The organism is Streptomyces sp. NPDC058796 (assembly GCF_042745235.1).
Lineage (GTDB): Bacteria > Actinomycetota > Actinomycetes > Streptomycetales > Streptomycetaceae > Streptomyces.
The window spans coordinates 1-24,316 of record NZ_JBHYOP010000014.1; the positions used below are offsets into that span (position 1 = coordinate 1).

The window sequence follows — 24,316 nt, forward strand, 5'->3', positions numbered from 1 at the left end:
CGAACCGATCAGGTCGGGGTATCAACATATCTGGCGTTGACTTTTGGCACGCTGTTGAGTTCTCAAGGAACGGTCGCTTCCTTTGTACTCACCCTATCGGGCTTTCCTCCGGGCGCTTCCCTTCGGTCTTGCGTTTCCGACTCTATCAGATCCTTTTCGATCCGATTCCCGGTCGGCGGGGGTTTGCCGTCGGCTTCCGGCTTTCGCCTGTCGGCCTTTCGACGTTCACTACGTTAGCGGATCTCTCCGGGGACTCATAATCGAGTCCCGCGAGATTGAATTCGGGCATACAAGCACGCAGAATTCGCCCCCGCTGAGGGGAGACCGTAGGTAGTGGGTTGGCCGCTTCCGGCTGCAGGCGATTGCCGTACCCGGGTCAAGCGGCTCGGGCTACATTACGCGGCCCCCGAGGGAGAGTCAACTTCGGCGGCGCCTGGGCACATGGGCCCGGTAGGGACTGACCGTCGGGTCGTCGGCGACCCAGTAGCGCCACGGATGTACGCCGCCCTCGCCGGCCACGCCGGTGCGCGGACCGTTGCGCACCTGGTCAGCGGGGACGGGGGCGCCGGCCAGGATGCGCAACGGAGTGTCCTCCGTCGTGCAGGCGTCCGTGCCGTTCAGTGCGCGGTCGACGTCCAGGGCGGTGGCGAGGCGGGCCGGACCTTTGGCCAGTTCCTTGTCGTTGCGGGCGGAATGCCGTCGGGTACGGGCCAGCTCGGCGCCCTCGATGATCTCGCCGGCGCGGAGCAGGACCGCACTCGCCCGGCCCTCGGGTCCGCACACCAGGTTCATGCAGAACCACATGCCGTAGGTGAAGTAGACGTACACGTGTCCGGGAGGACCGAACATCACGTCGTTGCGGGGTGTGCGCCCGCGGTAGGCGTGGGACCCGGGGTCGTTCTGACCGTCGTAGGCCTCCACCTCCGTCAGACGGAGGGCGATCGGGCCGTCCGGGCTGTTGCGCACGAGGACGCGGCCCAGGAGGTCGGGGGCCACCTCGAGGATGGGGCGGTCGAAGAAATCCCTGGGCAGAGGCGTACGGTCGGGGCTCGCGATCATGCCTTCCGAGCGTAACGCAGGTGCGTCGGTGGGAGGGGTGGCCAGGGCTCGTCACCCTTGCCGGGGTGTGGGCGTGGAACCGGTCATGGCCGGATCGCGTTTGTAGGGATCAAGGGTTCACACGCAAAGGGTGGAGAGGGAGAGACATGGCGTTCAAGAAGCTGCTCGCGAGCCTGGGGGCCGGTGGGGCTTCGGTGGAGACCGTGCTGAGCGAGGTCAACGTCGTTCCGGGCGGTGTCGTCCAGGGCGAGGTCAGGATTCAGGGCGGCTCCGTCGACCAGCAGATCGAGGCCCTGTCGGTGGGACTCCAGGCCAAGGTCGAGGTGGAGAGCGGCGACCAGGAGTACAAGCAGGACATCGAGTTCACCAAGAGCCGGCTCGGCGGTGCCTTCGAGCTGAAGGCGAACGCGGTGCACGCCGTGCAGTTCGGACTCGAGATCCCGTGGGAAACGCCGATCACGATGATCGACGGGCAGGCGCTGCGCGGTATGGACATCGGCGTCACCACCGAGCTGGAGATCGCCCGCGCGGTGGACTCCGGTGACCTGGACCCGATCAACGTGCACCCGCTCCCCGCGCAGAAGGCGATCCTGGACGCGTTCATCGGGCTGGGCTTCCGCTTCAAGAGCGCTGACATGGAACGCGGCCACATCCGTGGTACGCGGCAGAAGCTGCCCTTCTACCAGGAGATCGAGTTCTTCCCGCCGCAGCAGTACCGGGGACTGAACCAGGTCGAGCTGAGCTTCGTGGCCGACGCGCAGGCGATGGACGTCGTGCTGGAGATGGACAAGAAGCCGGGTCTGTTCAGTGAGGGCAGCGACACCTTCCGTTCCTTCAAGGTGGGGCTGAACGACTACCAGGGCACCGACTGGACGGCGTACCTCAACCAGTGGCTGTCCGAGGTCGGCAGCAAGCGGAACTGGTTCTGAGGGTCCTAGGCTCGGAGATCACTGCACCGAACCATCAGGAGGTACCGAGGTGACCGAGCTCAAGCGGCGTCCGCTCCCCCATGACTTCCACCCGCCCGTGGCGTCGTTCACGGTCACGAGTGAGGACGTCCAAGAGGGCGCGACGCTCAAGGACGCTCAGGTCTACGCGGCCGGCAACACCTCGCCGCAGCTGCGGTGGGAGGGCTTCCCGGCCGAGACCAAAAGCTTCGCCGTGACCTGCTACGACCCGGACGCCCCGACGGGCAGCGGTTTCTGGCACTGGGTGGTGTTCGACATCCCTGCCTCGGTGACCGAGCTGCCGGCGGGCGCGGGCAGCGGCAAGTTCGAGGGCCTGCCGGAAGGGGCCGTACAGGCGCGCAACGACTACGGGACCAAGGAGTTCGGTGGTGCCGCGCCGCCGGCCGGCGACGGGCCGCACCGGTACGTGTTCACGGTGTACGCCGTGGACGAGGAGAAGCTGGGTCCGGACGCGGAGGCGACTCCCGCCTTCGTCGGTTTCAACCTGCGCTTCCACACGATCGGCCGGGCGCAGCTGATCGGTGAGTACGAGGTGCCCGCCGAGGGCTGAGTGTTCCGAGCGTTCATGGAACGTTTGCCCGCCCCTGGTCTTGGAATGGATCAGGGGCGGGCATTTTTGTTGCGGGGGTGGTGGGGGCACGTCCCCCGTAGGAGCAGCAGATATTGCGTTGTCCATCCCGGCGTGCCCGGCCAGAGTTGATCCCAGCCCGCCAGGGGGTGGGCCGGTGCACACGGGAGGTGGGCTGGTATGCGGGACACGCTGGTACTGAACGCGAGCTTCGAGCCGTTGTCGACGGTGACGCTGAATCGAGCCGTCGTTCTGGTGCTCCAGGACAAGGCCGTCGTCGAACAGGCCCACCCCTCACTGCGGATGCGCGGCGCCGCGCTCGACATGCCGGCGCCCCGGGTGATCAGGCTGTGCCAATACGTACGGGTCCCTTTTCGAAGACGTGCTCCCTGGTCGCGGCGGGGTGTTCTGGTCCGGGACCGGCACCGGTGCGCGTACTGCGGGCGCCGGGCGACGACCGTGGACCACGTGGTGCCGCGGTCGCACGGTGGGCAGGACACGTGGCTGAACACGGTGGCCTCCTGCGCGGAGGACAATCACCGGAAGGCGAACCGGACGCCTGAGCAGGCGGGGATGCCGTTGCTGCGGGAGCCGTTCGAGCCGACTCCCGCCGATGCGATGTTGCTGGCGCTGGCCAGGGACGACCTTGAGGCGCTGCCGGATTGGTTGGTGCTGGACGCTGCGTGAGGATGCGCCGTAGGAGCTCATGTGCGTCGCTGACCGCGGGTTTGTCGTGGCTTGTCGCGCAGTTCCCCGCGCCCCGTCGGGGCGCGGGTGTCGCCCCGCGTCGTGACGTACCGGCTAGTCGATCGACGGCTTCTCGCGGCGTTCCTGGGCGGGGACGCTCGCGCCGCCGTTGCCGCTGCCCGAGCCGCCGCCCAGGCCACCGATGTTGCCCATGGCGCCGGAGAGGCCCTTGAGGGCGTCGCCGATTTCGCTGGGGACGATCCAGAGCTTGTTGGCGTCGCCCTCGGCGATCTTCGGGAGCATCTGGAGGTACTGGTAGGAGAGCAGCTTCTGGTCCGGGTCGCCGGCGTGGATGGCCTCGAAGACGGTGCGGACGGCCTGGGCCTCGCCCTCGGCGCGCAGGGCCGCGGCCTTGGCCTCACCCTCGGCGCGCAGGATCTGGGACTGCTTCTCGCCCTCGGCGCGCAGGATCTCGGACTGGCGGACACCCTCGGCCTGGAGGATCGCGGCGCGCTTGTCGCGGTCGGCACGCATCTGCTTCTCCATCGAGTCCTGGATGGAGGTGGGCGGCTCGATCGCCTTCAGCTCGACGCGGTTGACGCGGATGCCCCACTTGCCGGTTGCCTCGTCGAGGACGCCGCGAAGGGCAGCGTTGATCTCCTCGCGGGAGGTCAGGGTCCGCTCCAGGTCCATGCCGCCGATGATGTTGCGGAGCGTGGTGACGGTGAGCTGTTCGATGGCCTGGATGTAGCTGGCGACCTCGTAGGTCGCGGCGCGTGCGTCGGTCACCTGGTAGTAGATGACGGTGTCGATGTTGACGACCAGGTTGTCCTGGGTGATGACCGGCTGCGGCGGGAAGGGGACGACCTGTTCGCGCAGGTCGATGCGGTTGCGGATGGTGTCGATGAACGGGACGACGATGTTGAGGCCCGCGTTGAGGGTCCGCGTGTAGCGGCCGAAGCGCTCGACGATGGCGGCGCTGGCCTGCGGGATGACCTGGATGGTTTTGATCAGGGCGATGAAGACCAACACCACCAGGATGATCAGAACGATGATGACCGGTTCCATAGTGGCTGTCCGTCCCCTTCTCCGCCTCGGCGCTCCGGCAGATCCTATTGACCTTGACTGCTGTGCATCTTACGGCTGTTGAGGATCTTGTCCGTCGAGTCTGACAGACCGTCGTGTGCCTCGGTGGGTGTTCGGTCCACTTGTGTCCGGCATACGTCCCGCGCGGTCACATGATGATCGCGGTTGCCCCCTCGATGTCCACCACGTCCACTTCCTCGCCCGCCTCGTAGGCGCGTGCGCTGTCGAGGGCGCGCGCGGACCAGATCTCACCGGCGAGCTTGATGCGGCCGCCGGCGCCGTCGACCCGTTCCAGTACGACGGCTTGTCTGCCCTTCAGGGCGTCGACACCGGAGGCCAGTTGGGGCCGTTGGGCGCGGTGCCGGGCGGCGACGGGCCGTACGACGGCGATCAGCGCGACCGAGACGATGACGAAGACGAGTACCTGGACGACGAGGTCCGCGCCGAGGCCGGAGGCGACGGCGGCGGCGACCGCGCCGACGGCGAACATCCCGAACTCCGGCATCGCGGTCACGACGAGCGGGATTCCGAGCGCTGCCGCGGCGACGAGCCACCACACCCATGCGTCGATGTCGTTCACACGGTCATGGTAGGTCCGGGTGGCGTGCCGGGGACAGGGCGCACGGGGGGCGGGTCAGGACAACGGGAGTCCCTGAGCGGTCCAGCGGTCGCCGACCTGCTCGACGACGAGCGGGAGCCCGAAGCAGAGGGAGAGGTTGCGGGAGGTCAGTTCGAGCTCCAGCGGGCCCGCGGCCATGACCTTTCCCTGACGGATCATCAGGACGTGGGTGAAGCCCGGGGCGATCTCCTCGACATGGTGGGTGACCATGAGCATCGAGGGGGCGATGGGGTCGCGGGCGAGGCGGCCGAGGCGGCGGACCAGGTCCTCACGGCCGCCGAGGTCGAGGCCGGCGGCCGGCTCGTCCAGGAGCAGCAGCTCGGGGTCGGTCATCAGGGCGCGGGCGATCAGCGTGCGCTTGCGTTCGCCCTCGGAGAGGGTGCCGAACCTCCGCTCCAGGTACTCGGTCATGCCGAGGCGGTCGAGGAAGGCGCGGGCGCGCTGTTCGTCGACGTCCTCGTACTCCTCCTGCCAGCCGGCGGTCATGCCGTAGGCGGCGGTGAGCACGGTCTGCAGGACGGTCTGGCGCTTGGGCAGCTTGTCGGCCATGGCGATGCCGGCCATGCCGATGCGCGGGCGCAGCTCGAAGACGTCGGTGCCGGGCTCGCCGAGGGTCTCGCCGAGGATCGTGGCGGTGCCCTTGCTCGGGTAGAGGTAGCTGGACGCGACATTGAGGAGGGTGGTCTTGCCGGCGCCGTTGGGGCCGAGGATGACCCAGCGCTCACCCTCCTTCACCGACCAGGAGACCTGGTCCACCAGAGCCCGGCCCTCGCGGACCACGGATACGTCCTGAAGCTCCAGAACATCGCTCATGAGCGCGTTGTCTCCCCTTGCATTGTGGCCGGTCTCGGCTGTCGCGTACGCCTGTGGCTCGGGCCGCCGCGCCGGTGGGCGCAGGCCCTCCAGGAAATCTACGCCACCGGTCGGCTTCACCGTTCCATCGGTCCGGTCCTTAGGGTGGGGGCATGCTCTCGGAACCACGCGCAGGGCGCCTAGCCGCCTGGGGAAATGCCCTTATTGCCGGAATGGTCTCGCCGGATGACGCCGCGATCGCGATCGTGGGCGAGGACGCCGTGCACCGGGTGGAGGGGCTGCCGGGTGAAGCGGCGCCGGTCGGTCTCACGCTGGCGCTGGGGCGGCTACGGGCGCTCGGGGCGAGGGGGCTGCGGGTCGCGCTGCCCGCGCCGGGGCATCCGCTGGGGCTGAGCGGGCCGCCGGACTTCAACGCGCGTGCGCTGGAGGCGGAGGAGGCGGTGGTCTGTCACGGGGCGGCGCTGGGGCTGGTGCCGGAGGTGTACGAGGCGGGCCCCGAGGGTGATGTGCACGTCGAGGTCGTCTGGCACTGTCTGCCGGTGCGGGAGGCGCCGCCCGCGGACGTGCCGTCGCTCGGGGAGGCCGAGCGGGAGCTGGCGGAGGCCTTGCGGGACGCGACGGAGGTGCTGACGCGGCTGGACGTCGCCGGGTCGGGGCCGGTGGCGGAGGCGGCGGTCGCGGCGTACCGGGCGCGAGTCGACGGGGCGGCGCGTAGCGCCTCGTTGAGGGGCGGTGGCCGGGTGGCGGGCGGGAGGGGTCCGGAGGTGCTGGCTCCGGGATATCCGTCGCGGGCGGTGCGGGTGCTGGAGATGGCACAGCGGGTGGGGCTGCTGATCTCGCTGGCGTACGAGAACGGGCACGGGGGTGCGGTGAGTGCCGGTGAGATGGCGGCTCGGGGGGAGGCGTTGCGGCCGGTGGAGCGGACGGCTCGGCGGGCGCAGGTCGCGGCGTACAACTCCGTTGTGGAGGAGCGGGAGAAGGGGATGCGGTGACTGGCCGCCCGCCCCGTGCCCCACGGTCCTGTGAGCCCCCTGGGGGCTGCGCCCCCAGACCCCCGTTTTCGGTCTGAACGGCCTCGTCCTCAGACGCCTTGACGAGCTGAAAGCACCGACCGCATGACGGCGACCGGCCTCCCGGGTGGGGCCGGGAGGCCGGGGGGCCGTGGGGCCTGGCGGCCTGGGTCAGTGGTTGACGCCCAGGTTGCCGAAGGCCGGGTTCAGGACGCCGATGACGTTGACGCTGTTGCCCACGGCGTTGACCGGGATGTGGACCGGCGCCTGGACGACGTTGCCGGAGGCGACGCCCGGGGAGCCGATGGCCTCGCCGTGGGCGGCGGAGCCGTCGGTGGCGGAGGCCATGCCCGCGCCGGCGGCGATCAGCCCGCCGGCCATCATCGTCACGGCCGCTGCCTTCTTCAGGTTCTTCACTTACAAGCCCTCCTTGCGATTGCCGCGGCAGTCGCCGCAGCACGCACTGGAGAACGGCCGGACGCCGGAGAGGATGCGCCATATGGGGGACATTCCCACGACGGTATGAATCTCGCACCGGAGGGGAACCCTCCGGGTTGCCGCCGCGTACGGGGTCAGCCGGTGACACCGTGGCGTACGGCCCACAGCGCGGCCTGGGTGCGGTCCGCGAGGTCGAGTTTCATCAGGATGTTCGAGACGTGGGTCTTCACCGTCTTCTCGGAGAGCACCAGGGCGCGCGCGATCTCCCGATTGGAGCGGCCGTCCGCTATCAGGCCCAGCACCTCGCGCTCCCGCTCCGTGAGGGAGCCGGCTCTGCCCGGACCGGAACCGCTCTCCTCCTGGGCCAGCAGGGCGCCCGCCACCTCGGGCTGGAGCAGGATGTGGCCGGCGTGGACGGAGCGGATGGCGCCCGCCAGCGCGTCGGGGTCGACGTCCTTGTAGACGTACCCGGCGGCCCCCGCCCGCAGGGCCGGGACCACGGTGCGCTGCTCGGTGAAGCTGGTGACGATCAGCACGCGCGCGTGGTTGTCCAGCTCACGGAGCCTGCGCAGCGCGTCCACGCCGTCCATGCCCGGCATCTTGACGTCCATGAGGATCACGTCGGGCTTCAGCTCCTCGGCGCGGTCGACTCCCTCGGCGCCGTCCGCGGCCTCCCCCACCACCTCGATGTCGTCCTGCACCTCCAGGAAGGTGCGCAGGCCCCGGCGGACCACCTGGTGGTCGTCGACGAGCAGCACCTTGATTCCGTCAGCCACCGGGGACCTCCATCTCGATCGTGGTGCCCTCGCCGGGCGCCGATTCGACGGTGAGCCTGCCGCCGACACCGTTCGCCCGGTCCCGCATGGAGACCAGGCCCAGGTGGCGTCCCGCGCGGCGTACCGTGCGCGGGTCGAAACCGGTGCCGTCGTCGGCGACCCGGAGCACCGCTCCGGTGCCGCGCCGGTGCAGCGTCACGTCGACGCGGTCCGCCGCGGAGTGGCGCAGGGCGTTGTGCAGGGCCTCCTGGGCGACGCGCAGCATCGCCTCCTCCTGGGCGGCGGGCAACGCCTTGACCCCGTGCCCGGCGAAGGTCACGCGCGCGGTGTGGGCGCGGTCGAGGACCTGGATCTGGGTGCGGAGGGTGGCGACGAGACCGTCCTCGTCCAGGGCGGCGGGGCGCAGCTCGACGACGGCGGCGCGCAGCTCGTCGGCGGCCTCGGCGGCGAGCGCGGCGACCTGCTGCAGCTCGCCCTTGGCGCGTGCGGGGTCGCGGTCTACCAGGGCTGCGGCGGCCTGGGCGGTCAGGCGCAGGGAGAAGAGCTTCTGGCTGACCGCGTCGTGCAGTTCGTGGGCGAGGCGGGAGCGTTCCTCCGCGATGGTCAGCTCGCGGCTGCGTTCGTAGAGGCGGGCGTTGGTGAGGGCGATGGCGGCGTGCTGGGCGAGGATGCCCAGCAGTTCCTCGTCGTCCGCGGTGAAGCCGCAGCCGCCCTCGGGCTTGACGCAGTTCTTGTTGGCCAGGAAGAGAGCGCCCATGACCTCGTCGCCGTCCCTGATCGGCAGGCCCAGGAAGTCGACGAGGTCGGGGTGGGCGGACGGCCAGCCCTCGAAGCGGGGGTCCTTGCGGACGTCGGCGAGGCGCTGGGACGTGGCCTCGTGCAGCATCGCGGCGAGGATGCCGTGCTGGCGGGGCAGGGGGCCGATGGCCTTCCACTGCTCGTCGCTGACGCCGTCGACCACGAACTGTGCGAAGCCGCCGTGGTCGTCGGGGACGCCGAGAGCGGCGTACTGCGCGTCGAGCAGCTCGCGGGCCGAGGCGACGATCGTCTTGAGGACGTCGCGCACCTCGAGGTGCCTGCTCATGGCCAGCAGCGCGGAGCTCACCGCGGCGAGGCCGGACCGGGGGCCGTGACTCATGTCCTCACGGTACCGGCGGGGTGCGACGGCGGGATCGGACCTGTGGACGCCACCGCCTAGGACGGTGGGCCTAGGTCCGAGGTCCCGTCGGCCGGTCCTAGGGCGAACGGCCCCGCGCGATTGCGGCCCGTGCCCGAGGCGGCCCGGGCGGTCCGGTTCCTACGTTGAGGAGCACGCCGGCCATTCGGCGGGCGTGGACGACGAGGGGAAGTGTGTCATGCCGGTCGCGATCATCACCGGAGCTTCGAAGGGACTGGGCCGGGCGCTGGCCGAGGCCCTGGCGGAGCGGGGCTGGGACCTGGTGCTGGACGCCAGGACGCCGGGCGTGCTCAAGGAGACGGCGGCGGCGCTGGAGGCGTACGGCACGCGCGTGACGGCGCTGCCCGGTGACGTCACGGACGCCGGGCACCGGGCGGCCCTTGTGGCGGCGGCGTGGCGGCTGGGCGGGGTGGACCTGCTGGTCGGCAATGCGAGCGCGCTGGGGGCCGAGCCGCTGGTGCGGCTGGAGGAGCTGCCGCTGGACGGACTGCGCCGCGCGCTGGAGGTGAACGTGGTGGCGGCGCTGGGGCTCGTCCAGGAGGCGCTGCCGCTGCTGCGGGCGGCCCCGGCGGGCGCGGTGCTGGCCATCAGCTCGGACGCGGCGGCGGAGGCGTACGAGACGTGGGGCGGCTACGGGGCGTCCAAGGCGGCCCTGGACCAGCTGATGGCGGTGCTGGGCGTGGAGGAGCCGGGGCTACGGGTCTGGGCGGTCGATCCAGGGGACATGGCCACCGACCTGTACGCGGCGGCCGTACCGGACGACGACGATCCGCGGCCCGATCCGGCGAGTGTCGTACCGGCGCTGCTGCGGCTGCTGGACGAGCGGCCGGCCGGAGGCCGCTACGGGGCGCCGGCGCTGCTGGAGGACCGGCGATGACCTTGGCGGTGCGGGTGCCGAAGGAGCTGTCGGCCCGGGTGCCGGCCGAGCAGCGGGGGCCCGGCCTGGAGCGGGACGACGTACGGCTGCTGGTGTCGCGCGGCACCGAGGTGTCGCACCACGGGTTCCGGGAGCTGCCGGGGCTGCTGCGGGCCGGGGACCTGCTGATCGTCAACACGTCGGCCACGCTGGCCGCCGCCGTGGACGGGCGGGTGGGGCACGCGCGCGTGGTGGTGCACTTCTCCACGCGCGGGGACGACGGCCGGTGGGCGGTGGAGCTGCGGGAGCCGGACGGGCGGGGCACCACGCGCGCGCGTGCGGACAAGGGGGGAGGGCTGGAGGTGCGGCTGCCGGGTGATGGGCGGCTGGTGCTGGAGGAGCCGTTGAGCCCGGGTTCGGGACGGTTGTGGTGGGCGAGCGTGCACGGGGCCGGGGTGCCGGTGCTGCTGCGGGAGCACGGGCGGCCCATCCGCTACTCGTACACGGAGCGGGACCAGCCGCTGTCCGTCTACCAGACGGTGTTCGCGCTGCCGTCGGGCGACGGGACGGGCAGCGCCGAGATGCCGAGCGCGGCCCGCCCCTTCACGGCGCGTCTGGTGGCGGAGCTGGTGAGCCGTGGGGTGCAGTTCGCGCCCGTGCGGCTGGACACGGGGGTGGCGTCGGCGGAGTCGCACGAGCCGCCGTATCCGGAGCGGTTCTCGGTGCCCTCGGCATCGGCGCGGCTGATCAACGCGGCCCGGGCGGGCGACGGGCGGGTGCTGGCCGTGGGGACGACCGCCGTGCGGGCGGTGGAGTCGGCGGCCGGTCCCGACGGGGTGGTGCGGGCGCGGGCCGGGTGGACCGGTCTGGTGGTCACTCCGGAACGGGGGGTACGGGTGGTGGACGGGCTGCTGACGGGGCTGCACGAGCCGGAGGCCTCGCATCTGCTGATGCTCGAGGCGGTGGCGGGACGGGCGGCGATCGACCGCGGGTACGAGGCGGCGGTGGACGGGCGCTACCTGTGGCACGAGTTCGGCGACGTCCATCTCCTCCTGCCGTAGGAGGGCTGCTCCAACCCCTCACGCAACGCATTGCTCCAGCAACCAACAGTGAGAAGAGAGGGGGGCGCGTGTGAGCCCGCGCATAGGGTCCACGTCACGTACGAACGGGAGTAGGAGAACGACTCGTCCGTTTTGAGCGGGGCAGATGGTCCAATCTATCCCGTTCCTCCCATCCCTGATCCACTATCTCGGATCGTACGTCACACCTTTGCCTCCGAATTTTGCGGCCGCTAAGAATTGCTCTCGTCGCTCAACGCCGTGGGTCGTTTCCCCGCGGCGTTCGTGCCGGAAACATCATCTGTCCCCACCGGACGAGAGCGACCTCCGCGCTATTCGAAGAGGTCTATCCCGCCATGCCCAAGAACATCTTCACCCGTGGTCGCAGTCTTCCCCTGAACCGCAAGCACAAGATCGCGGTCGCCGGTGTCGGCGCGCTCGGCGCCGCCGCCGTCGCGCTCACCGCGGTCCCGGCCAGCGGTCAGACGACGACCACGAGCGAGGCCGCTCCGACGGCCAAGGTGGCGTACAGCACCAAGCAGATCCAGGACGTGCACGCCGGCGTCACCGGCCAGCTCGCCGGCGCCAGCCAGAAGGTCGCCGCGATCGAGGCGAAGCAGGAGGCGGCCGCCAAGAAGGAGACCGCCGCCAAGAAGGCCGCCGCCGAGAAGGCCGCCGCCAAGCGTGAGACGAAGCAGTCCGCCAGCCGCTCCGCCGAGCGCACCGAGGTCAAGAAGTCCTACCCGGACAACCTCGACGGCTGGATCCGCGAGGCCCGGGCCATCATGAAGAAGCACGGCATCCCCGGCTCCTACGAGGGCATCCACCGCAACATCATGCGGGAGTCCTCCGGCAACCCGAAGGCCATCAACGACTGGGACATCAACGCCATCAACGGCATCCCGTCGAAGGGCCTGCTGCAGGTCATCCCGCCGACGTTCGAGGCCTACCACGTGCCCGGCACCCCGAAGAACATCTGGGACCCGGTCGCCAACATCGTCGCCGCGTGCAACTACGCCGCGGACAAGTACGGCACCATGGACAACGTCGACAGCGCGTACTGAGGTCGGCGCGGACCTCTTCACGACGTCGCCGACGCCGCACCGTACGCCGAAGGGCGGCACCCTCCTGACGGGGTGCCGCCCTTCGGGGCGTTCACGGGGCCGTCGGGGCCCCTGCGGTCACTTCCGCATGACCTCGGGCTCATGGCGGCGCAGGAAGCGCGCCACGAAGAAGCCGCAGATCACACCGAGCGCGATCAGCGCGGCCATGTCCATGGCCCAGGCGCCGACGGTGTGCTCCCACAGCGGATCGGCCTCGGCGCCCTGCTCGGGCGGGCTGATCTTGTTGAAGTCAAGCGTCGCGCCTGCCGCGGCCACCGCCCAGCGGGACGGCATCAGGTACGAGAACTGGTTGACGCCCACCGCGCCGTTCAGGGCGAAGAGGCAGCCGGTGAAGACGACCTGGATGATCGCGAACATGACCAGCAGCGGCATGGTCTTCTCGGCGGTCTTCACCAGCGAGGAGATGATCAGGCCGAACATCATCGAGGTGAAGCCCAGCGCCATGATCGGCAGCGACAGCTCGACGAGCGTGAGCCCGCCGAGGACGAGGCCCTCCTCGGGGATCTCCCGGGAGGCGAAGCCGATGACGCCGACCATCAGACCCTGCAGCACGGTGATCACACCGAGCACGAAGACCTTGGACATCAGGTAGGCCGACCGGGAAAGGCCGGTCGCCCGCTCCCGTTCGTAGATCACCCGTTCCTTGATCAGCTCGCGGACCGAGTTCGCGGCGCCGGCGAAGCACGCGCCGACCGCGAGGATCAGCAGCACCGTGGTCGCCGTGCCGTTCGGAATGATCCGGCCGGCCGCGTTGGGCGGGTTGGGCAGCAGGCCCTTGTCGGCGTCGATGAGCAGGCTCACCGCGCCGAGCACCGCCGGGAGGATCACCATCAGGGCGAGGAAGCCCTTGTCGGAGACGATCACCGACACATAGCGCCGCACCAGCGTGACGAACTGCGACATCCAGCCCTGCGGCTTCGGCGGCCTCATCGCCTGCATCGCCGGGACCTGTACGGCCTGCGGGGCGACGGCGTCGATGTCCGCGGCGTACATCTGGTAGTGCTGCGAGCCCTTCCAGCGGCCCGCCCAGTCGTAGTCCCGGTAGTTCTCGAAGGCGGAGAAGACGTCGGCCCAGGTGTCGTAGCCGAAGAAGTTCAGCGCCTCCTCGGGCGGGCCGAAGTAGGCCACCGAGCCGCCCGGCGCCATCACCAGCAGCTTGTCGCAGATCGCCAGCTCGGCCACCGAGTGGGTGACGACGAGGACGGTGCGGCCGTCGTCGGCGAGGCCGCGCAGCAGCTGCATCACGTCGCGGTCCATGCCCGGGTCGAGACCGGAGGTCGGCTCGTCCAGGAAGATCAGCGACGGCTTGGTCAGCAGCTCCAGGGCGACCGAGACGCGCTTGCGCTGGCCGCCGGAGAGGGACGTGACCTTCTTGTCCTTGTGGATGTCCAGCTTCAGCTCGCGCAGCACCTCGTCGATGCGGGCGTCGCGCTCGGCGGCCGTGGTGTCGGCCGGGAAGCGGAGCTTGGCCGCGTACTTCAGGGCCCGCTTGACGGTCAGCTCCTTGTGCAGGATGTCGTCCTGCGGGACCAGACCGATGCGCTGGCGCAGCTCGGCGAACTGCTTGTACAGGTTCCGGTTGTCGTAGAGGACCTCGCCCTGGTCGGCGGGCCGGTATCCGGTGAGCGCCTTGAGCAGGGTCGACTTGCCGGAGCCGGACGGGCCGATGACGGCGATCAGCGACTTCTCGGGTACGCCGAAGGAGACGTCCTTGAGGATCTGCTTGCCGCCGTCGACCGTGACGGTCAGGTGGCGGGCGGAGAAGGACACCTCACCGGTGTCGACGAACTCCTCGAGGCGGTCGCCGACGATCCGGAACGTCGAGTGGCCGACGCCCACGATGTCGGTCGGACCGAGCAGCTGGGAGCCGCCCTTGGCGATCGGCAGACCGTTGACGTACGTGCCGTTGTGCGAGCCCAGGTCGCGGATCTCCATGCGCCCGTCGGGCGTCGAGTGGAACTCCGCGTGGTTGCGGCTGACCTGGAGGTCGGAGACGACCAGATCGTTCTCCAGGGCACGTCCGATGCGCATCACACGACCGAGCGAGAACTGGTGGAACGTGGTGGGGCTGCGGTCGCCGTACGCCGGCGGCGCCCCCGCCGCGCCACCGGAGCCCTGCTGCTGGGGGAAGTGCGGTGCGCCCTGCTGCGGCGCTGCCTGGTGCTGCGGCTGCGGCTGCTGCTGCTGCTGGTGCTGCCAGCCGGCCTGCTGCGGCTGCTGCCCGTGCTGCGGCGGAGCCTGCTGCTTCTGCGGCTCCTGGACCGGCGCCTGCTGGGCCCAGCCGGCGTTCGCGCCCTGCGCGGCGTACGGCTGCTGCCCCTGCGGCGTGCCGGCCGGGGCCTGCGCGCCGGACAGGCTGACACGCGGTCCGTCGGTGGCGTTGCCCAGGTTCAGCACCGTGCCGGCGCCGAGTTCCACGTGCTGGACGCGCTGTCCGTGCACGAACGTGCCGTTGGTGCTGCCGTGGTCCTCGACGACCCAACTGCGGCCGTTGAAGCTGATCGTGGCGTGACGCCAGGACACCCTGGCGTCGTCGAAGACAAGTTCCCCCTGCGGATCGCGTCCGAGCGCGTATGACCGGGACGGATCGAGCGTCCAGGTCTGTCCATTGGATTCCAGTACGAGTTCCGGCACTCCAAGCCCCACTGAGTTGTCCCCCGATGTACCCCCGTAGCGGGGAGTCTAGGGATGTCGAACATCGGGGGGAACTATTTCAGGCTCGGCCCCCTGACCGAAAGTCGGGCCTTGTGAAACTTGCGTAGGCGCCCATCGGCCGATCCCGTTGACGGGGTTGAAACCTGCCCGGAGAGTGGTATTCCACGCGAGGGGGACATGCGCGGCAACTCCGCCGCGCAGCGGATCGGGGGGTCTGCCATGAGCGCGTCCACGAGCGTCGGCACCGAGGGATACGGCACGAGGGTGCCGTGGGGTGACGTCCTGATGTCCGCGATCGCCTCCGTGAGCTGGGCGTTGATCGGGATGGCGGGCACGGCGGCGCTCGGTCTGCGCCTGCTGGGCGCGGACGCGGCGGGCGCGCTGGGCCCGATGACCGCGGCGGTGGTGGCGCTCGGTGCGGGTGGTTCGGTGTCGCCGGCCGGTGATGTGTCCGTGTTCGGGCTGGAAGGGGCCGAGGCGCACACGGCCGTCGAGATCGCGCCACTGGGTGTGGGGCTGGTCGGTGCGCTCTTCCTGTCCTTCTTCTTCCTACGGACCATGCGGGCAGCCGGAGTCGTGGTCTCGCCCGCGGAACTGCTGGCGCGCGCGGGCGCGGTGGTCTCCCTGTTCGTGGCGATGCTGGGCGGGCTGGCCTGGGTGGGTCACGATGTCGTCACGATCGACGGCGGTTCGATGGGGCTGGACGACCTGCCGGAGAGCGGTGCCGGGGGCATCGAGGTGCCCGGGCTCGGCGACGTGGGCGGCATCGGGGACATCGGGGACATCGGCGGGCTGCTCCCCGACCGGATCGGCGACCTGGTCGACGCCGAGGCGGCGGTCGGCTTCTCCGTCGACACGGGTCCGACGTTGCTGGGCGGGCTGGTCTGGTGCGTCGGGGTCCTGCTGATCGCGCTGCTGGCCTCGCGCCGCACTCCCCTGCCGCGCGGGTGCGAGGCGGTGCACCGGGTGGTGCGTCCGGCCGTGTCCGCCCTGGTCACGGTGGCGCTGACGGCGGTCGCGGCCGGCTGGGCGGCCGCGGCCTACGCGGCGATCGGCGACGACCATCCCCGGCGGATCTTCGGTGCCGCGTTGCTGGGCGCGCCGAACGGCGTCTGGCTCGGCGTTCCGCTCGGCCTGTTCGTGCCGTGGGAGGGGCGGGCCACGGGCGCACTGGTCCAAGTGCTTCCGGATCCGCTGGACGAGTTGCTGGGCGCCGGCGGGCGGGAGCCGGTGACGATCGGGCGGCTCGCGGAGCTGGACGGGCGGGTGTGGCTGCTCGGGGTGGCTGCGGCACTGGTGATGCTGCTGGCCGGGGTGCTGACGGCGGCGCGGACACCAGTGGCGCCCGATGAGGCGCGATCCCCGGCCTTCGCCGGGCGGTGTGCCGTGCGGCTGGGCGTCGCGACCGCGTTGACGCTGCCGCTGCTGGCCTGGGTGACGGAGGTGTCCGTGAACGCCTCGCTGTCCGTGCTCGGCATCGACGCGTTCGGCGCGGGGATCGGCCTGCGCGGGCAGCTCGGTACGGCGCTGCTGCTGGGCGCCGTGTGGGGCGCGGGGGCGGGGGCCGCCGGGGCGCTGCTGACGAGGGTGAGCGGCACGGCGGGGGCCCGGGCGACGGCGATGGCACGGGGTGCCGGGATGGTGGGGGCGAACGCGGTGGGCGCGGGTGGCGGGGGCGGAGGCCGCACCGGTGCGGGCGGGGGCGGTGCGCGCGGGGATGACACGGGTGCCGACGGGGGTGGCGGTGTGGATGGTGCCTGGGGTGGTGTCCCGGGCGGAGGCGGCGACGCGGGTGGTGGGCGAGGCGGTGTCCCGCACGGGAGCAGCGGTGCCGCTGGGGCGGGGGGCGGTGCCCCGGGCGGAGGCGGCCCTGCCGGCGGTGGGCGGGGCGGTGGCGGTGGCAGGGGTCCCGGCGGTACGGCGTACGCGGGGCCGTACCGGCCGGAGCCTTCGCACCGGCCACCGAACCCGGACACCAATCCGTACCTGCGCCCGGAGGGGGCGGGGGAACCCGAGGACGCACGGCCGGTGTGGGCGCGCCCCCGGCCACCGTCCGACACGGGCCGCGCTGCGGGGAGCGGGCCCCCCGCACCCGGCGTCCAACCGCACGGCAACCCTCAGTGGCCGCCGCACCGCCCGGACGAGGAGCCCGGCGGCGAAGACCGGTGGCCCCGGGACGGGAGCGGGCCGGCCGGTGAGGAGCGCCGTGCCGGCGGTGGGGACGGGCCGTCCGGGAGCGGCGAGCAGGAGCCCGGGGACGAGGACGTGTACGGCGCTCCCACGGTCGCCGGGCCGCTCGGACCGCCGCCGGGAACGCCGCGGCGGCCTCCGCGCCCCGGGGAGCGGCCGGGCAGGCCACCGTCCCGTTGGGGCGAGGGCCCGCCACCGCCGCCACCGCCGCCTCCGGCGCCCCCTCGGCGGCCGAAGGGTGGATGACCGGGTGACGGCGGACCGCCGGGACGCCCCGTGAAAGCCGCCGTCCCCTTCACTGCGGCAGGGCGGCCGCTGTCGTACGGCTGATGCGCGGGCCCGCCACGACCGCGCTGTCCGTCAGGCGGACCTCACGGGCGAAAGGCACCGGGTGCCGGATACGGTTGGAGCACCATGAGCGCTTCGCAGACCTCTGACGTTCCCACGCTTCTCGTCAAGATCTTCGGCAAGGACCGACCGGGCATCACGGCCGGCCTGTTCGACACCCTCGCCGCCTACTCCGTCGACGTCGTCGACATCGAGCAGGTCGTCACCCGTGGCCGGATCGTCCTGTGCGCGCTCGTGACCGAGCCACCCCGGGGGCTGGAGGGCGATCTTCGGGCGACCGTCCACAGCTGGGCGGAGTCGCTGAAACTGCAGGCGGAGATCATCTCCGGCATCGGTGACAACCGGCCGCGTGGTCTCGGCCGCTCCCTGGTCACGGTGCTGGGCCACCCGCTCACCGCCGAGGCGACGGCCGCCATAGCGGCCCGGATCACCGAGTCCGGCAGCAACATCGACCGTATCTTCCGGCTCGCCAAGTACCCCGTGACCGCCGTCGAGTTCGCCGTCTCCGGGGTGGAGACCGAGCCGCTGCGCACCGCCCTGGCGACGGAGGCCGCGGCGCTGGGTGTGGACGTCGCGGTGGTGTCGGCGGGCCTGCACCGGCGGGCGCAGCGCCTGGTCGTGATGGACGTGGACTCCACGCTGATCCAGGACGAGGTCATCGAGCTGTTCGCCGCGCACGCCGGCTGTGAGGACAAGGTCGCCGAGGTAACGGCGGCCGCGATGCGCGGAGAGCTGGACTTCGAGCAGTCACTGCACGCGCGCGTGCGGCTGCTGGCGGGGCTGGACGCGTCCGTGGTGGACAAGGTGCGCAGCGAGGTGCGCCTGACGCCGGGGGCCCGCACGCTGATCCGCACGCTGAAGCGGCTCGGTTACCAGGTGGGGGTCGTCTCCGGCGGCTTCACCCAGGTCACCGACGACCTGCGGGAGAAGCTGGGGCTGGACTTCGCCCAGGCCAACACGCTGGAGATCGTCGACGGGAAGCTGACCGGCCGGGTCACCGGGGAGATCGTGGACCGGGCGGGCAAGGCCCGGCTGCTGCGGCGGTTCGCCGCCGAGGCGGGCGTGCCGCTGTCGCAGACGGTGGCGATCGGTGACGGGGCCAACGACCTGGACATGCTGAACGCGGCCGGGCTCGGCGTCGCTTTCAACGCCAAACCGGTGGTCCGCGAGGCGGCGCACACCGCGGTGAACGTGCCCTTCCTGGACACCGTCCTCTACCTGCTGGGGATCACCCGCGAGGAGGTCGAGGCGGCTGACACGCTGGAAGAGGGCCTCGGCGACAGCCTGGGCAAGCCCCTCGACCGGATCTGACCGGCGCTCTTCGGCCACAACCCGCCGACGGGCGGGCGGCCACTGCGGCAAGGGCCCGGAGCACCTGAGCGCCGGGCCCTGTCGCGCGGGGCCGGGTCAGTCGGTCGGAGCCCAGTAGTCGACGAGGGAGGCCACGCCCGGCTCCACGTCCTTCCAGGAGCCGGTGAAGGTCAGCACGGCGAAGGCGGCGGTCGGGAATCCGCGGCGGCCCATCCGCTCGCGGGCTTCGTCCTCGGCCGAGCCCGCCAGGATCTCGGCAAGGCCTTCCATGCCCGGGTTGTGGCCGATCACCAGTACGTTCCGCAGGTCGTCGGGGGTCTCGTTGAGCACGGCGATCAGCTCGCCGGGCGAGGCCTCGTAGATCCGCTCCTCGTAGACGGTTTTCGGCCGCTGCGGAAATTCCGCGACGGCGAGCTTCCAGGTCTCGCGGGTCCGGGTGGAGGTGGAGCACAGGGCCTGGTCGAAGGGGACTCCGGTGTCCGCCAGCCGGCGTCCGGCCTCTGCGGCATCCTTGCGACCCCGCTCGGCGAGCGGCCGCTCGTGGTCGGTCACCTGTGGCCAGTCGGCTTTCGCATGCCGGAAGAGGACGATCCTGCGGGATTCTGCGACGCTCATGGCATCCAGCTTCGCATGAAACAGGCCACGGGGCGCAGGGAGTTGACATGCGGATTCAGCCCCCATCGGCGCGCATCCGGTGACGTGGTCCGTCCTCAGCGCGCGATCAGCTGCCGCAGCCACTCCACGAGGTGGGCGATCCCGGGTTGACCCTCGGCGGCGTGGGCGTCGGCGGGATTGAGTATCAGCAGGAGCAGGATCACGAAGGCGAGCACGGGCAGGGCGAGGGCCCACCAGGGCAGCCGGATGTCGACGCCGCCCCTGGACGCCTGGGGAGGCCGGGTGTGGGTAGGGGCCGACATGAGTGCCTCCGCGGGTCTTCGGGTGTCCCTGGTCCGTGCTGCGCGGCCCGCCTGGAGCGGGCACATCTCGAAGCTACGGATTCCGCGGGCCCCGCCCCATCCGGAGGTCCACCCACTTGACCCTGACCCTCACCCCCTAGGGGACGGGGGGTTAACCCCACCCCCGGGCGGCGTCACGGTGAGGCGATCGTCGCCACGATGCCGATGATCACGAAGATCGCGAGGAACGAGCCGAAGACGATCAGCATCTTCTTCTGGCCGTGCTGGGGGTTCGGGTCGAGGACTGGCATACGGCAAGTCTCGCATCCGCCGCCCGTGCCCGGGACGGGGGTCCGGGTCAGCGGCCCGCTTCGTCCTCCACCGTGCGGTCGCGCCCCGCGAGCACGCCCACCACGATCTGCGGCACCATCAGGGCGCTCATCAGCGCGATCGGCAGGCCCCAGCCCCCGCTGTGCTGGTAGAGCACACCCACCAGCAGCGGCCCCGGGATGGAGATGAGGTAGCCGGTGCTCTGCGCGAAGGCGGACAGCTGGGCGACGCCCGCGCCGGTCCTTGCCCGCATCCCGACCATGGTCAGCGCGAGCGGGAAGGCGCAGTTGGAGACGCCGAGGAGCAGGGCCCAGACCCAGGCGCCGCCGGCCGGGGCGAAGTACAGGCCGGCGTATCCGGCCAGCCCGCACACGCCCAGCACGACCACGATCGGTCCCTGGTGGGGCAGGCGGGTGGCCACGCGCGGGATGACGAAGGCGAGCGGCACGCCCATCACCATGATGACGGCGAGCAGCAGCCCGGCGGTGCCCGCGGAGACGCCCGCGTCCCGGAAGATCTGCGCCATCCAGCCCATCGTGATGTAGGCGGCGGTGGCCTGGAGGCCGAAGAAGACGGCGAGCGCCCAAGCCGTACGGCTGCGGGTGATGCGCAGCGGGGGCTGCTCGGCCTGGCGGCCGTCGGCGTCCGCACGCCGGTCGTCGGACCCGGCGGATTCTGCGGACCCGGCGGACGCCGACGCCTTCCGGGCCCGTACGAACGGGATCCACGCCAGAGCGGCCGCCGCGCCCAGCACCGCCCACACCGCGAGGCCGGGCTGCCAGTGCCCGCCCAGCGCGTTCGTCACGGGCACGGTCGCCGCGGCGGCGATCGAGGTGCCGAAGGCGAGGGCCATCGAGTAGAGACCGGTCATGGAGCCGACCCGGTCGGGGAAGAAGCGCTTGACGATGACCGGCATCAGTACGTTGCTGAGCGCGATGCCCATCAGGGCGAGGGCGGTGGCGGCCAGGAAGCCCGCCGTGCCGCCCGCGTACGGGCGTATCAGCAGGCCGGCGGTGATGGCGACCATGCCGCCGAAGACCACCGCGCCGGGGCCGAAGCGGCGGGCGAGGCGCGGGGCGGCGACGCCGAAGACGGCGAAGCAGAGCGGGGGCACGGAGGTGAGCAGCCCGGCCACGCTGCCGCTCATGCCGAGTCCGTCGCGGACCTCTTCCAGGAGCGCGCCCAGGCTCGTGATGGCGGGGCGCAGGTTGACCGCGGCCAGCACGATGCCGAGGACGAGCAGACGGGCCGTCCACGGCGTCCACGCGCGCGTGCCGGTCGCCGGCCGCGTGGTTTCCGTCTGCCGCATCGTCCGCGTCTCCGTCCGCGTCTCCGTCCGTGTGTCGGTCCGGGTTTCGTCACTAGCCATGAGGCCCATCATAGAATCATGGGATGATTGATTGTCCACTCGCTTGTCGACTCGCGCGTGAAGGTGAGCCATGCCCCTGAGTCATCCCCGTCGCTCGGCGCTGTCCGAGCAGGTCATCGCGGCGCTGCGGCAGCAGATCGCCACGGGCGAGTGGCCGGTCGGCTCCCGCATTCCGACGGAGCCCGAGCTGGTCGACCAGCTCGGCGTCGCCCGGAACACGGTCCGCGAGGCGGTCCGCGCCCTGGCCCACAACGGTCTGCTGGACATCCGTCAGGGCTCCGGCACGTACGTCGTGGCGACCAGCGAGCTGGCCGGCGTGATGCAGCGCCGGTTCGCCGAGGCCGACCCGCGGCACATCGCCGAGCTGCGCTCCACCCTGGAGTCCGCCGCCGCCCGGCTGGCGGCCGAACGGCGCACGGAGAAGGACCTCAAGCAGCTCGACGCGCTCCTCGCGCGCCGCGAGGAGGCGTGGCAGACGGGCGACGCGGAGGCGTACGTGACGGCGGACTCGACCTTCCACCTGGCCGTCGTGGCGGCCTCGCACAACGACGTGATGACCGCGATGTACGCGGACCTCGGTGAGGTGATGCGGGACTGGCTGCGCGTGGACGTCGGCGGCGAGCTGACGCCGGAGACGCGCATGGACCACACCCGGCTGGTGGAGGCGATCCGCGCGGGGGACGCCGAGACGGCGCACACGGAGGCCGCGGGCTACCCGTTCCAGTGCCGCGCGGGCCGGATCAGCTGATCAGTCCCCCCGCGCGTGGCTGACCCAGGCCGCCCGGACCTCCTTCCAGCACCGGCCGTCCAGGCGCACGGTCTGCGCGGGAGCGGCCTGAACCGGGGAGGTGTCGGTGTCGAGGTCCCACCAGCGCTCGCACTCGATGTGCAGGCGCACGTGGTCGGGCTCCGGGTAGGGGTTGTGGCAGTGGGCGGTCACGTCGGACTCGTCGACGCGGACCCGGCACGCGGAGCCGAACGGCTCGGCGGACTCGGTGTTCCCGGTCTCTCCGGCCCGCGTGACCGGCGCGCGGGCGTGGGACACCGCTTCGTACGGCAGGATCAGCACGCAGGCGACGGCGAGGGCCGCCGGGGCCAGACGGTGGAGTGGACGCACAAGGGACCTCCTCGGCCGGCTGGGGAGGGAAAGCGCGTGGTGACCTCGGCTTCAGCCTGCCGGGCGGCCGCCGCGGACGCCCGGCGGGCTGAGCCGAACGGGTGACGTTTCGGCGGTCGCACACGCGGTCACACACCGGGGGCCCGCACCCGGGTGGGTGCGGGCCCCCCGGGGGGCGTCCGGTCAGGCGCCGATGGCGTGCAGACCGCCGTCCACGTGGACGATCTCACCCGTGGTCTTCGGGAACCAGTCGCTGAGCAGCGCGACGATGCCGCGGCCGGCCGGCTCGGGGTCCTTGAGGTCCCACTCCAGCGGGGACCGGCTGTCCCACACCGAGGCCAGTTCCCCGAAGCCGGGGATGGACTTGGCGGCCATGGAGCCGATCGGACCGGCCGAGACCAGGTTGCAGCGGATGTTCTGCTTGCCCAGGTCACGGGCCATGTAGCGGCTGGTGGCCTCCAGCGCGGCCTTGGCCGGGCCCATCCAGTCGTACTGCGGCCAGGCGTACTGCGCGTCGAAGGTGAGGCCCACCACGGAGCCGCCGTTCTGCATCAGCGGCAGACAGGCCATGGTCAGCGACTTCAGGGAGTACGCCGAGACGTGCATGGCGGTGGCGACGGACTCGAACGGCGTGTTCAGGAAGTTGCCGCCGAGCGCGTCCTGCGGGGCGAAACCGATGGAGTGGACGACGCCGTCGAGGCCGCCCAGCTCCTCCCCGACGATGTCGGCCAGCCGCCCGAGGTGCTCGTCGTTGGTGACGTCCAGCTCGATGACCTTGGTGGGCTTCGGCAGCTTCTTGGCGATGCGCTCGGTCAGCGTGGGCCGCGGGAACGCGGTCAGGATGATCTCGGCGCCCTGCTCCTGGGCCAGCTTGGCGGCGTGGAAGGCGATGGAGGACTCCATCAGCACACCGGTGATCAGGACGCGCTTGCCCTCGAGAATTCCGCTCATGGTGATCAGTGACCCATTCCCAGTCCGCCGTCAACGGGGATGACGGCTCCAGTGATGTACGAGGCGTCGTCCGAGGCGAGGAACCGCACCGTCGCGGCGATCTCCTCCGGCCGCGCGTACCGCCCCAGCGGCACCTGCGACACGATGTTCGCCCGCTGCTCGTCGGTGAGCACCTTGGTCATGTCGGTGTCGACGAAACCAGGCGCGACGACGTTGAAGGTGATGTTGCGCGACCCCAGCTCACGGGCGAGGGAACGCGCGAAGCCGACCAGACCGGCCTTGGAGGCGGCGTAGTTCGCCTGCCCGGCGGAGCCGAGGAGCCCGACCACCGACGAGATGAGGACGACGCGGCCCTTCTTGGCGCGCAGCATGGCGCGGTTGGCGCGCTTGACCACGCGGAAGGTGCCGGTGAGGTTGGTCTCGACGACGGAGGTGAAGTCCTCCTCCGTCATCCGCATCAGGAGCTGGTCCTTGGTGACGCCGGCGTTGGCGACCAGGACCTCGACGGGACCGTGCGTCTCCTCGACCTCCTTGTAGGCCTGCTCCACCTGCTCGCTGTCGGTGATGTCGCACTTGACGGCCAGGAAGCCGGCAGGGGGCTCGCCCGAGCGGTACGTGACCGCGACCTTGTCTCCGGCGTCGGCGAACGCGCGGGCGATGGCGAGGCCGATGCCCCGGTTTCCTCCGGTGACGAGAACCGAGCGGCTCAACGGATCACCCTTTCGATAGCGGTCTGGCACACCCGCCCGGCCCCGTGGAGAGCAGGCGGCTTCCTCGAAAACCTATCGGTCGGGGACCGGCCGGGGACATTCGGGCACCCACAGTGGCTTACGGGAGTGACTGTCGGATCCCTACAGAACCGTTCGCGCACCGGCCGGAAACCTCTGGTCCGGGGGCGGGATGGGCGACA

At 71.3% G+C, this 24,316-nt stretch carries 25 protein-coding genes; 10 read left to right on the forward strand and 15 right to left on the reverse strand.

Going from position 1 to position 24,316, the window contains the following annotated elements:
* Positions 1-417: 417 nt before the first annotated feature.
* A complete protein-coding gene (locus ACFW47_RS29985; protein ID WP_386288885.1) occupies positions 418-1,059 on the reverse strand; it encodes a DNA-3-methyladenine glycosylase in 642 nt (213 codons plus the stop codon).
* A gap of 146 nt (positions 1,060-1,205) precedes the next feature.
* Here ACFW47_RS29985 and ACFW47_RS29990 point away from each other — a divergent pair, with 146 nt between their 5' ends.
* From ACFW47_RS29990 to ACFW47_RS30000, 3 genes are all read left to right on the forward strand, one after another.
* Positions 1,206-1,988, forward strand: a complete 783-nt coding sequence (locus tag ACFW47_RS29990; RefSeq protein WP_386288883.1) for a sporulation protein — start codon at positions 1,206-1,208, stop codon at positions 1,986-1,988.
* Positions 1,989-2,037: 49 nt separating this feature from the next.
* The gene (locus tag ACFW47_RS29995) at positions 2,038-2,577 is read left to right on the forward strand and encodes a YbhB/YbcL family Raf kinase inhibitor-like protein (protein ID WP_386288881.1); all 540 of its coding nucleotides are present in this window, start codon (positions 2,038-2,040) and stop codon (positions 2,575-2,577) included.
* Positions 2,578-2,775: 198 nt separating this feature from the next.
* A complete protein-coding gene (locus ACFW47_RS30000; protein ID WP_019329390.1) occupies positions 2,776-3,282 on the forward strand; it encodes an HNH endonuclease in 507 nt (168 codons plus the stop codon).
* 114 nt (positions 3,283-3,396) lie between these two features.
* Here ACFW47_RS30000 and ACFW47_RS30005 read toward each other — a convergent pair whose 3' ends face one another.
* From ACFW47_RS30005 to ACFW47_RS30015, 3 genes are all read right to left on the reverse strand, one after another.
* Positions 3,397-4,350 (reverse strand): SPFH domain-containing protein, encoded by a 954-nt coding sequence (locus tag ACFW47_RS30005; protein ID WP_191888582.1) that lies wholly within the window; start codon positions 4,348-4,350, stop codon positions 3,397-3,399.
* A 166-nt stretch (positions 4,351-4,516) separates the two neighbouring features.
* Positions 4,517-4,948 (reverse strand): NfeD family protein, encoded by a 432-nt coding sequence (locus ACFW47_RS30010; protein WP_386307675.1) that lies wholly within the window; start codon positions 4,946-4,948, stop codon positions 4,517-4,519.
* 54 nt (positions 4,949-5,002) lie between these two features.
* Entirely contained in the window at positions 5,003-5,800 is a 798-nt protein-coding gene (locus ACFW47_RS30015; RefSeq protein WP_386288876.1) for an ABC transporter ATP-binding protein, read from the reverse strand.
* Positions 5,801-5,952: 152 nt separating this feature from the next.
* Here ACFW47_RS30015 and ACFW47_RS30020 point away from each other — a divergent pair, with 152 nt between their 5' ends.
* The gene (locus ACFW47_RS30020) at positions 5,953-6,792 is read left to right on the forward strand and encodes a hypothetical protein (protein ID WP_386288875.1); all 840 of its coding nucleotides are present in this window, start codon (positions 5,953-5,955) and stop codon (positions 6,790-6,792) included.
* A 189-nt stretch (positions 6,793-6,981) separates the two neighbouring features.
* Here the strand turns inward: ACFW47_RS30020 and chpE are convergent, their stop codons facing one another.
* The 3 genes from chpE to ACFW47_RS30035 form a co-directional block, all read right to left on the reverse strand.
* A complete protein-coding gene (gene chpE, locus ACFW47_RS30025) occupies positions 6,982-7,227 on the reverse strand; it encodes a chaplin ChpE (protein ID WP_382722211.1) in 246 nt (81 codons plus the stop codon).
* Between the two features lie 155 nt (positions 7,228-7,382).
* Positions 7,383-8,024, reverse strand: coding sequence for a response regulator (locus ACFW47_RS30030; protein ID WP_386288873.1), 642 nt, complete (start codon positions 8,022-8,024; stop codon positions 7,383-7,385).
* Complete coding sequence (locus tag ACFW47_RS30035) at positions 8,017-9,162, reverse strand: GAF domain-containing sensor histidine kinase (RefSeq protein WP_386307676.1); 1,146 nt, start codon at positions 9,160-9,162, stop codon at positions 8,017-8,019. Before ACFW47_RS30035 ends, ACFW47_RS30030 begins: the two co-directional genes overlap by 8 nt.
* A gap of 217 nt (positions 9,163-9,379) precedes the next feature.
* On the opposite strand from ACFW47_RS30035, the gene ACFW47_RS30040 reads away from it, so the two are divergent.
* From ACFW47_RS30040 to ACFW47_RS30050, 3 genes are all read left to right on the forward strand, one after another.
* Positions 9,380-10,078, forward strand: coding sequence for an SDR family NAD(P)-dependent oxidoreductase (locus ACFW47_RS30040; protein WP_386288869.1), 699 nt, complete (start codon positions 9,380-9,382; stop codon positions 10,076-10,078).
* The gene (locus tag ACFW47_RS30045) at positions 10,075-11,118 is read left to right on the forward strand and encodes an S-adenosylmethionine:tRNA ribosyltransferase-isomerase (RefSeq protein ID WP_386307677.1); all 1,044 of its coding nucleotides are present in this window, start codon (positions 10,075-10,077) and stop codon (positions 11,116-11,118) included. Before ACFW47_RS30040 ends, ACFW47_RS30045 begins: the two co-directional genes overlap by 4 nt.
* 353 nt (positions 11,119-11,471) lie before the next feature.
* Positions 11,472-12,179 carry a transglycosylase SLT domain-containing protein gene (locus ACFW47_RS30050; RefSeq protein ID WP_386288865.1) on the forward strand — a complete coding sequence of 236 codons (708 nt, stop codon included), beginning with the start codon at positions 11,472-11,474 and terminating at the stop codon, positions 12,177-12,179.
* Positions 12,180-12,296: 117 nt separating this feature from the next.
* On the opposite strand, the gene ACFW47_RS30055 is transcribed toward ACFW47_RS30050, so the two are convergent.
* Positions 12,297-14,873: an FHA domain-containing protein gene (locus ACFW47_RS30055; RefSeq protein ID WP_386307678.1), complete on the reverse strand. Its 2,577-nt coding sequence runs from the start codon at positions 14,871-14,873 to the stop codon at positions 12,297-12,299.
* Between the two features lie 240 nt (positions 14,874-15,113).
* On the opposite strand from ACFW47_RS30055, the gene ACFW47_RS30060 reads away from it, so the two are divergent.
* Together ACFW47_RS30060 and serB are read left to right on the forward strand one after the other, a co-directional pair.
* Positions 15,114-17,330 carry a streptophobe family protein gene (locus ACFW47_RS30060; protein WP_386307680.1) on the forward strand — a complete coding sequence of 739 codons (2,217 nt, stop codon included), beginning with the start codon at positions 15,114-15,116 and terminating at the stop codon, positions 17,328-17,330.
* A gap of 168 nt (positions 17,331-17,498) precedes the next feature.
* Positions 17,499-18,743, forward strand: coding sequence for a phosphoserine phosphatase SerB (gene serB / locus ACFW47_RS30065; protein WP_386288859.1), 1,245 nt, complete (start codon positions 17,499-17,501; stop codon positions 18,741-18,743).
* A gap of 96 nt (positions 18,744-18,839) precedes the next feature.
* Here the strand turns inward: serB and ACFW47_RS30070 are convergent, their stop codons facing one another.
* From ACFW47_RS30070 to ACFW47_RS30085, 4 genes are all read right to left on the reverse strand, one after another.
* On the reverse strand, positions 18,840-19,358 hold the full coding sequence (locus ACFW47_RS30070; RefSeq protein ID WP_386288856.1) for a SixA phosphatase family protein: 519 nt from the start codon (positions 19,356-19,358) through the stop codon (positions 18,840-18,842).
* 95 nt (positions 19,359-19,453) lie between these two features.
* Positions 19,454-19,660, reverse strand: a complete 207-nt coding sequence (locus tag ACFW47_RS30075; protein ID WP_386288854.1) for a hypothetical protein — start codon at positions 19,658-19,660, stop codon at positions 19,454-19,456.
* Between the two features lie 173 nt (positions 19,661-19,833).
* On the reverse strand, positions 19,834-19,950 hold the full coding sequence (locus tag ACFW47_RS30080) for an SGM_5486 family transporter-associated protein (protein WP_019329374.1): 117 nt from the start codon (positions 19,948-19,950) through the stop codon (positions 19,834-19,836).
* Between the two features lie 47 nt (positions 19,951-19,997).
* Positions 19,998-21,350: a CynX/NimT family MFS transporter gene (locus ACFW47_RS30085; protein ID WP_386288852.1), complete on the reverse strand. Its 1,353-nt coding sequence runs from the start codon at positions 21,348-21,350 to the stop codon at positions 19,998-20,000.
* A gap of 58 nt (positions 21,351-21,408) precedes the next feature.
* Between ACFW47_RS30085 and ACFW47_RS30090 the strand changes: the two genes are divergently transcribed.
* The gene (locus ACFW47_RS30090; RefSeq protein WP_386288850.1) at positions 21,409-22,086 is read left to right on the forward strand and encodes a FadR/GntR family transcriptional regulator; all 678 of its coding nucleotides are present in this window, start codon (positions 21,409-21,411) and stop codon (positions 22,084-22,086) included.
* On the opposite strand, the gene ACFW47_RS30095 is transcribed toward ACFW47_RS30090, so the two are convergent.
* The 3 genes from ACFW47_RS30095 to fabG form a co-directional block, all read right to left on the reverse strand.
* Positions 22,087-22,455 (reverse strand): hypothetical protein, encoded by a 369-nt coding sequence (locus tag ACFW47_RS30095; RefSeq protein ID WP_386307681.1) that lies wholly within the window; start codon positions 22,453-22,455, stop codon positions 22,087-22,089.
* A 183-nt stretch (positions 22,456-22,638) separates the two neighbouring features.
* Complete coding sequence (gene fabI, locus ACFW47_RS30100; RefSeq protein ID WP_386288845.1) at positions 22,639-23,406, reverse strand: enoyl-ACP reductase FabI; 768 nt, start codon at positions 23,404-23,406, stop codon at positions 22,639-22,641.
* A 5-nt stretch (positions 23,407-23,411) separates the two neighbouring features.
* Positions 23,412-24,116, reverse strand: a complete 705-nt coding sequence (gene fabG / locus ACFW47_RS30105; RefSeq protein ID WP_386307682.1) for a 3-oxoacyl-[acyl-carrier-protein] reductase — start codon at positions 24,114-24,116, stop codon at positions 23,412-23,414.
* Between the last annotated feature and the right edge of the window lie 200 nt (positions 24,117-24,316).

What these genes read in the sequence shown, in the direction of transcription:
- ACFW47_RS30085 (WP_386288852.1), bottom strand. Translation starts at nt 21,350, where the DNA reads ATGATGGGCCTCATGGCTAGTGACGAAACCCGGACCGACACACGGACG.
- ACFW47_RS30005 (WP_191888582.1), bottom strand. Translation starts at nt 4,350, where the DNA reads ATGGAACCGGTCATCATCGTTCTGATCATCCTGGTGGTGTTGGTCTTC.
- ACFW47_RS29990 (WP_386288883.1), top strand. Translation starts at nt 1,206, where the DNA reads ATGGCGTTCAAGAAGCTGCTCGCGAGCCTGGGGGCCGGTGGGGCTTCG.
- ACFW47_RS30060 (WP_386307680.1), top strand. Translation starts at nt 15,114, where the DNA reads ATGAGCGCGTCCACGAGCGTCGGCACCGAGGGATACGGCACGAGGGTG.
- ACFW47_RS30040 (WP_386288869.1), top strand. Translation starts at nt 9,380, where the DNA reads ATGCCGGTCGCGATCATCACCGGAGCTTCGAAGGGACTGGGCCGGGCG.
- ACFW47_RS30050 (WP_386288865.1), top strand. Translation starts at nt 11,472, where the DNA reads ATGCCCAAGAACATCTTCACCCGTGGTCGCAGTCTTCCCCTGAACCGC.
- ACFW47_RS30080 (WP_019329374.1), bottom strand. Translation starts at nt 19,950, where the DNA reads ATGCCAGTCCTCGACCCGAACCCCCAGCACGGCCAGAAGAAGATGCTG.
- ACFW47_RS29985 (WP_386288885.1), bottom strand. Translation starts at nt 1,059, where the DNA reads ATGATCGCGAGCCCCGACCGTACGCCTCTGCCCAGGGATTTCTTCGAC.
- serB (WP_386288859.1), top strand. Translation starts at nt 17,499, where the DNA reads ATGAGCGCTTCGCAGACCTCTGACGTTCCCACGCTTCTCGTCAAGATC.
- ACFW47_RS30035 (WP_386307676.1), bottom strand. Translation starts at nt 9,162, where the DNA reads ATGAGTCACGGCCCCCGGTCCGGCCTCGCCGCGGTGAGCTCCGCGCTG.
- ACFW47_RS30090 (WP_386288850.1), top strand. Translation starts at nt 21,409, where the DNA reads ATGCCCCTGAGTCATCCCCGTCGCTCGGCGCTGTCCGAGCAGGTCATC.
- ACFW47_RS30015 (WP_386288876.1), bottom strand. Translation starts at nt 5,800, where the DNA reads ATGAGCGATGTTCTGGAGCTTCAGGACGTATCCGTGGTCCGCGAGGGC.
- ACFW47_RS30070 (WP_386288856.1), bottom strand. Translation starts at nt 19,358, where the DNA reads ATGAGCGTCGCAGAATCCCGCAGGATCGTCCTCTTCCGGCATGCGAAA.
- ACFW47_RS30045 (WP_386307677.1), top strand. Translation starts at nt 10,075, where the DNA reads ATGACCTTGGCGGTGCGGGTGCCGAAGGAGCTGTCGGCCCGGGTGCCG.
- ACFW47_RS30000 (WP_019329390.1), top strand. Translation starts at nt 2,776, where the DNA reads ATGCGGGACACGCTGGTACTGAACGCGAGCTTCGAGCCGTTGTCGACG.
- ACFW47_RS30075 (WP_386288854.1), bottom strand. Translation starts at nt 19,660, where the DNA reads ATGTCGGCCCCTACCCACACCCGGCCTCCCCAGGCGTCCAGGGGCGGC.
- ACFW47_RS30020 (WP_386288875.1), top strand. Translation starts at nt 5,953, where the DNA reads ATGCTCTCGGAACCACGCGCAGGGCGCCTAGCCGCCTGGGGAAATGCC.
- fabI (WP_386288845.1), bottom strand. Translation starts at nt 23,406, where the DNA reads ATGAGCGGAATTCTCGAGGGCAAGCGCGTCCTGATCACCGGTGTGCTG.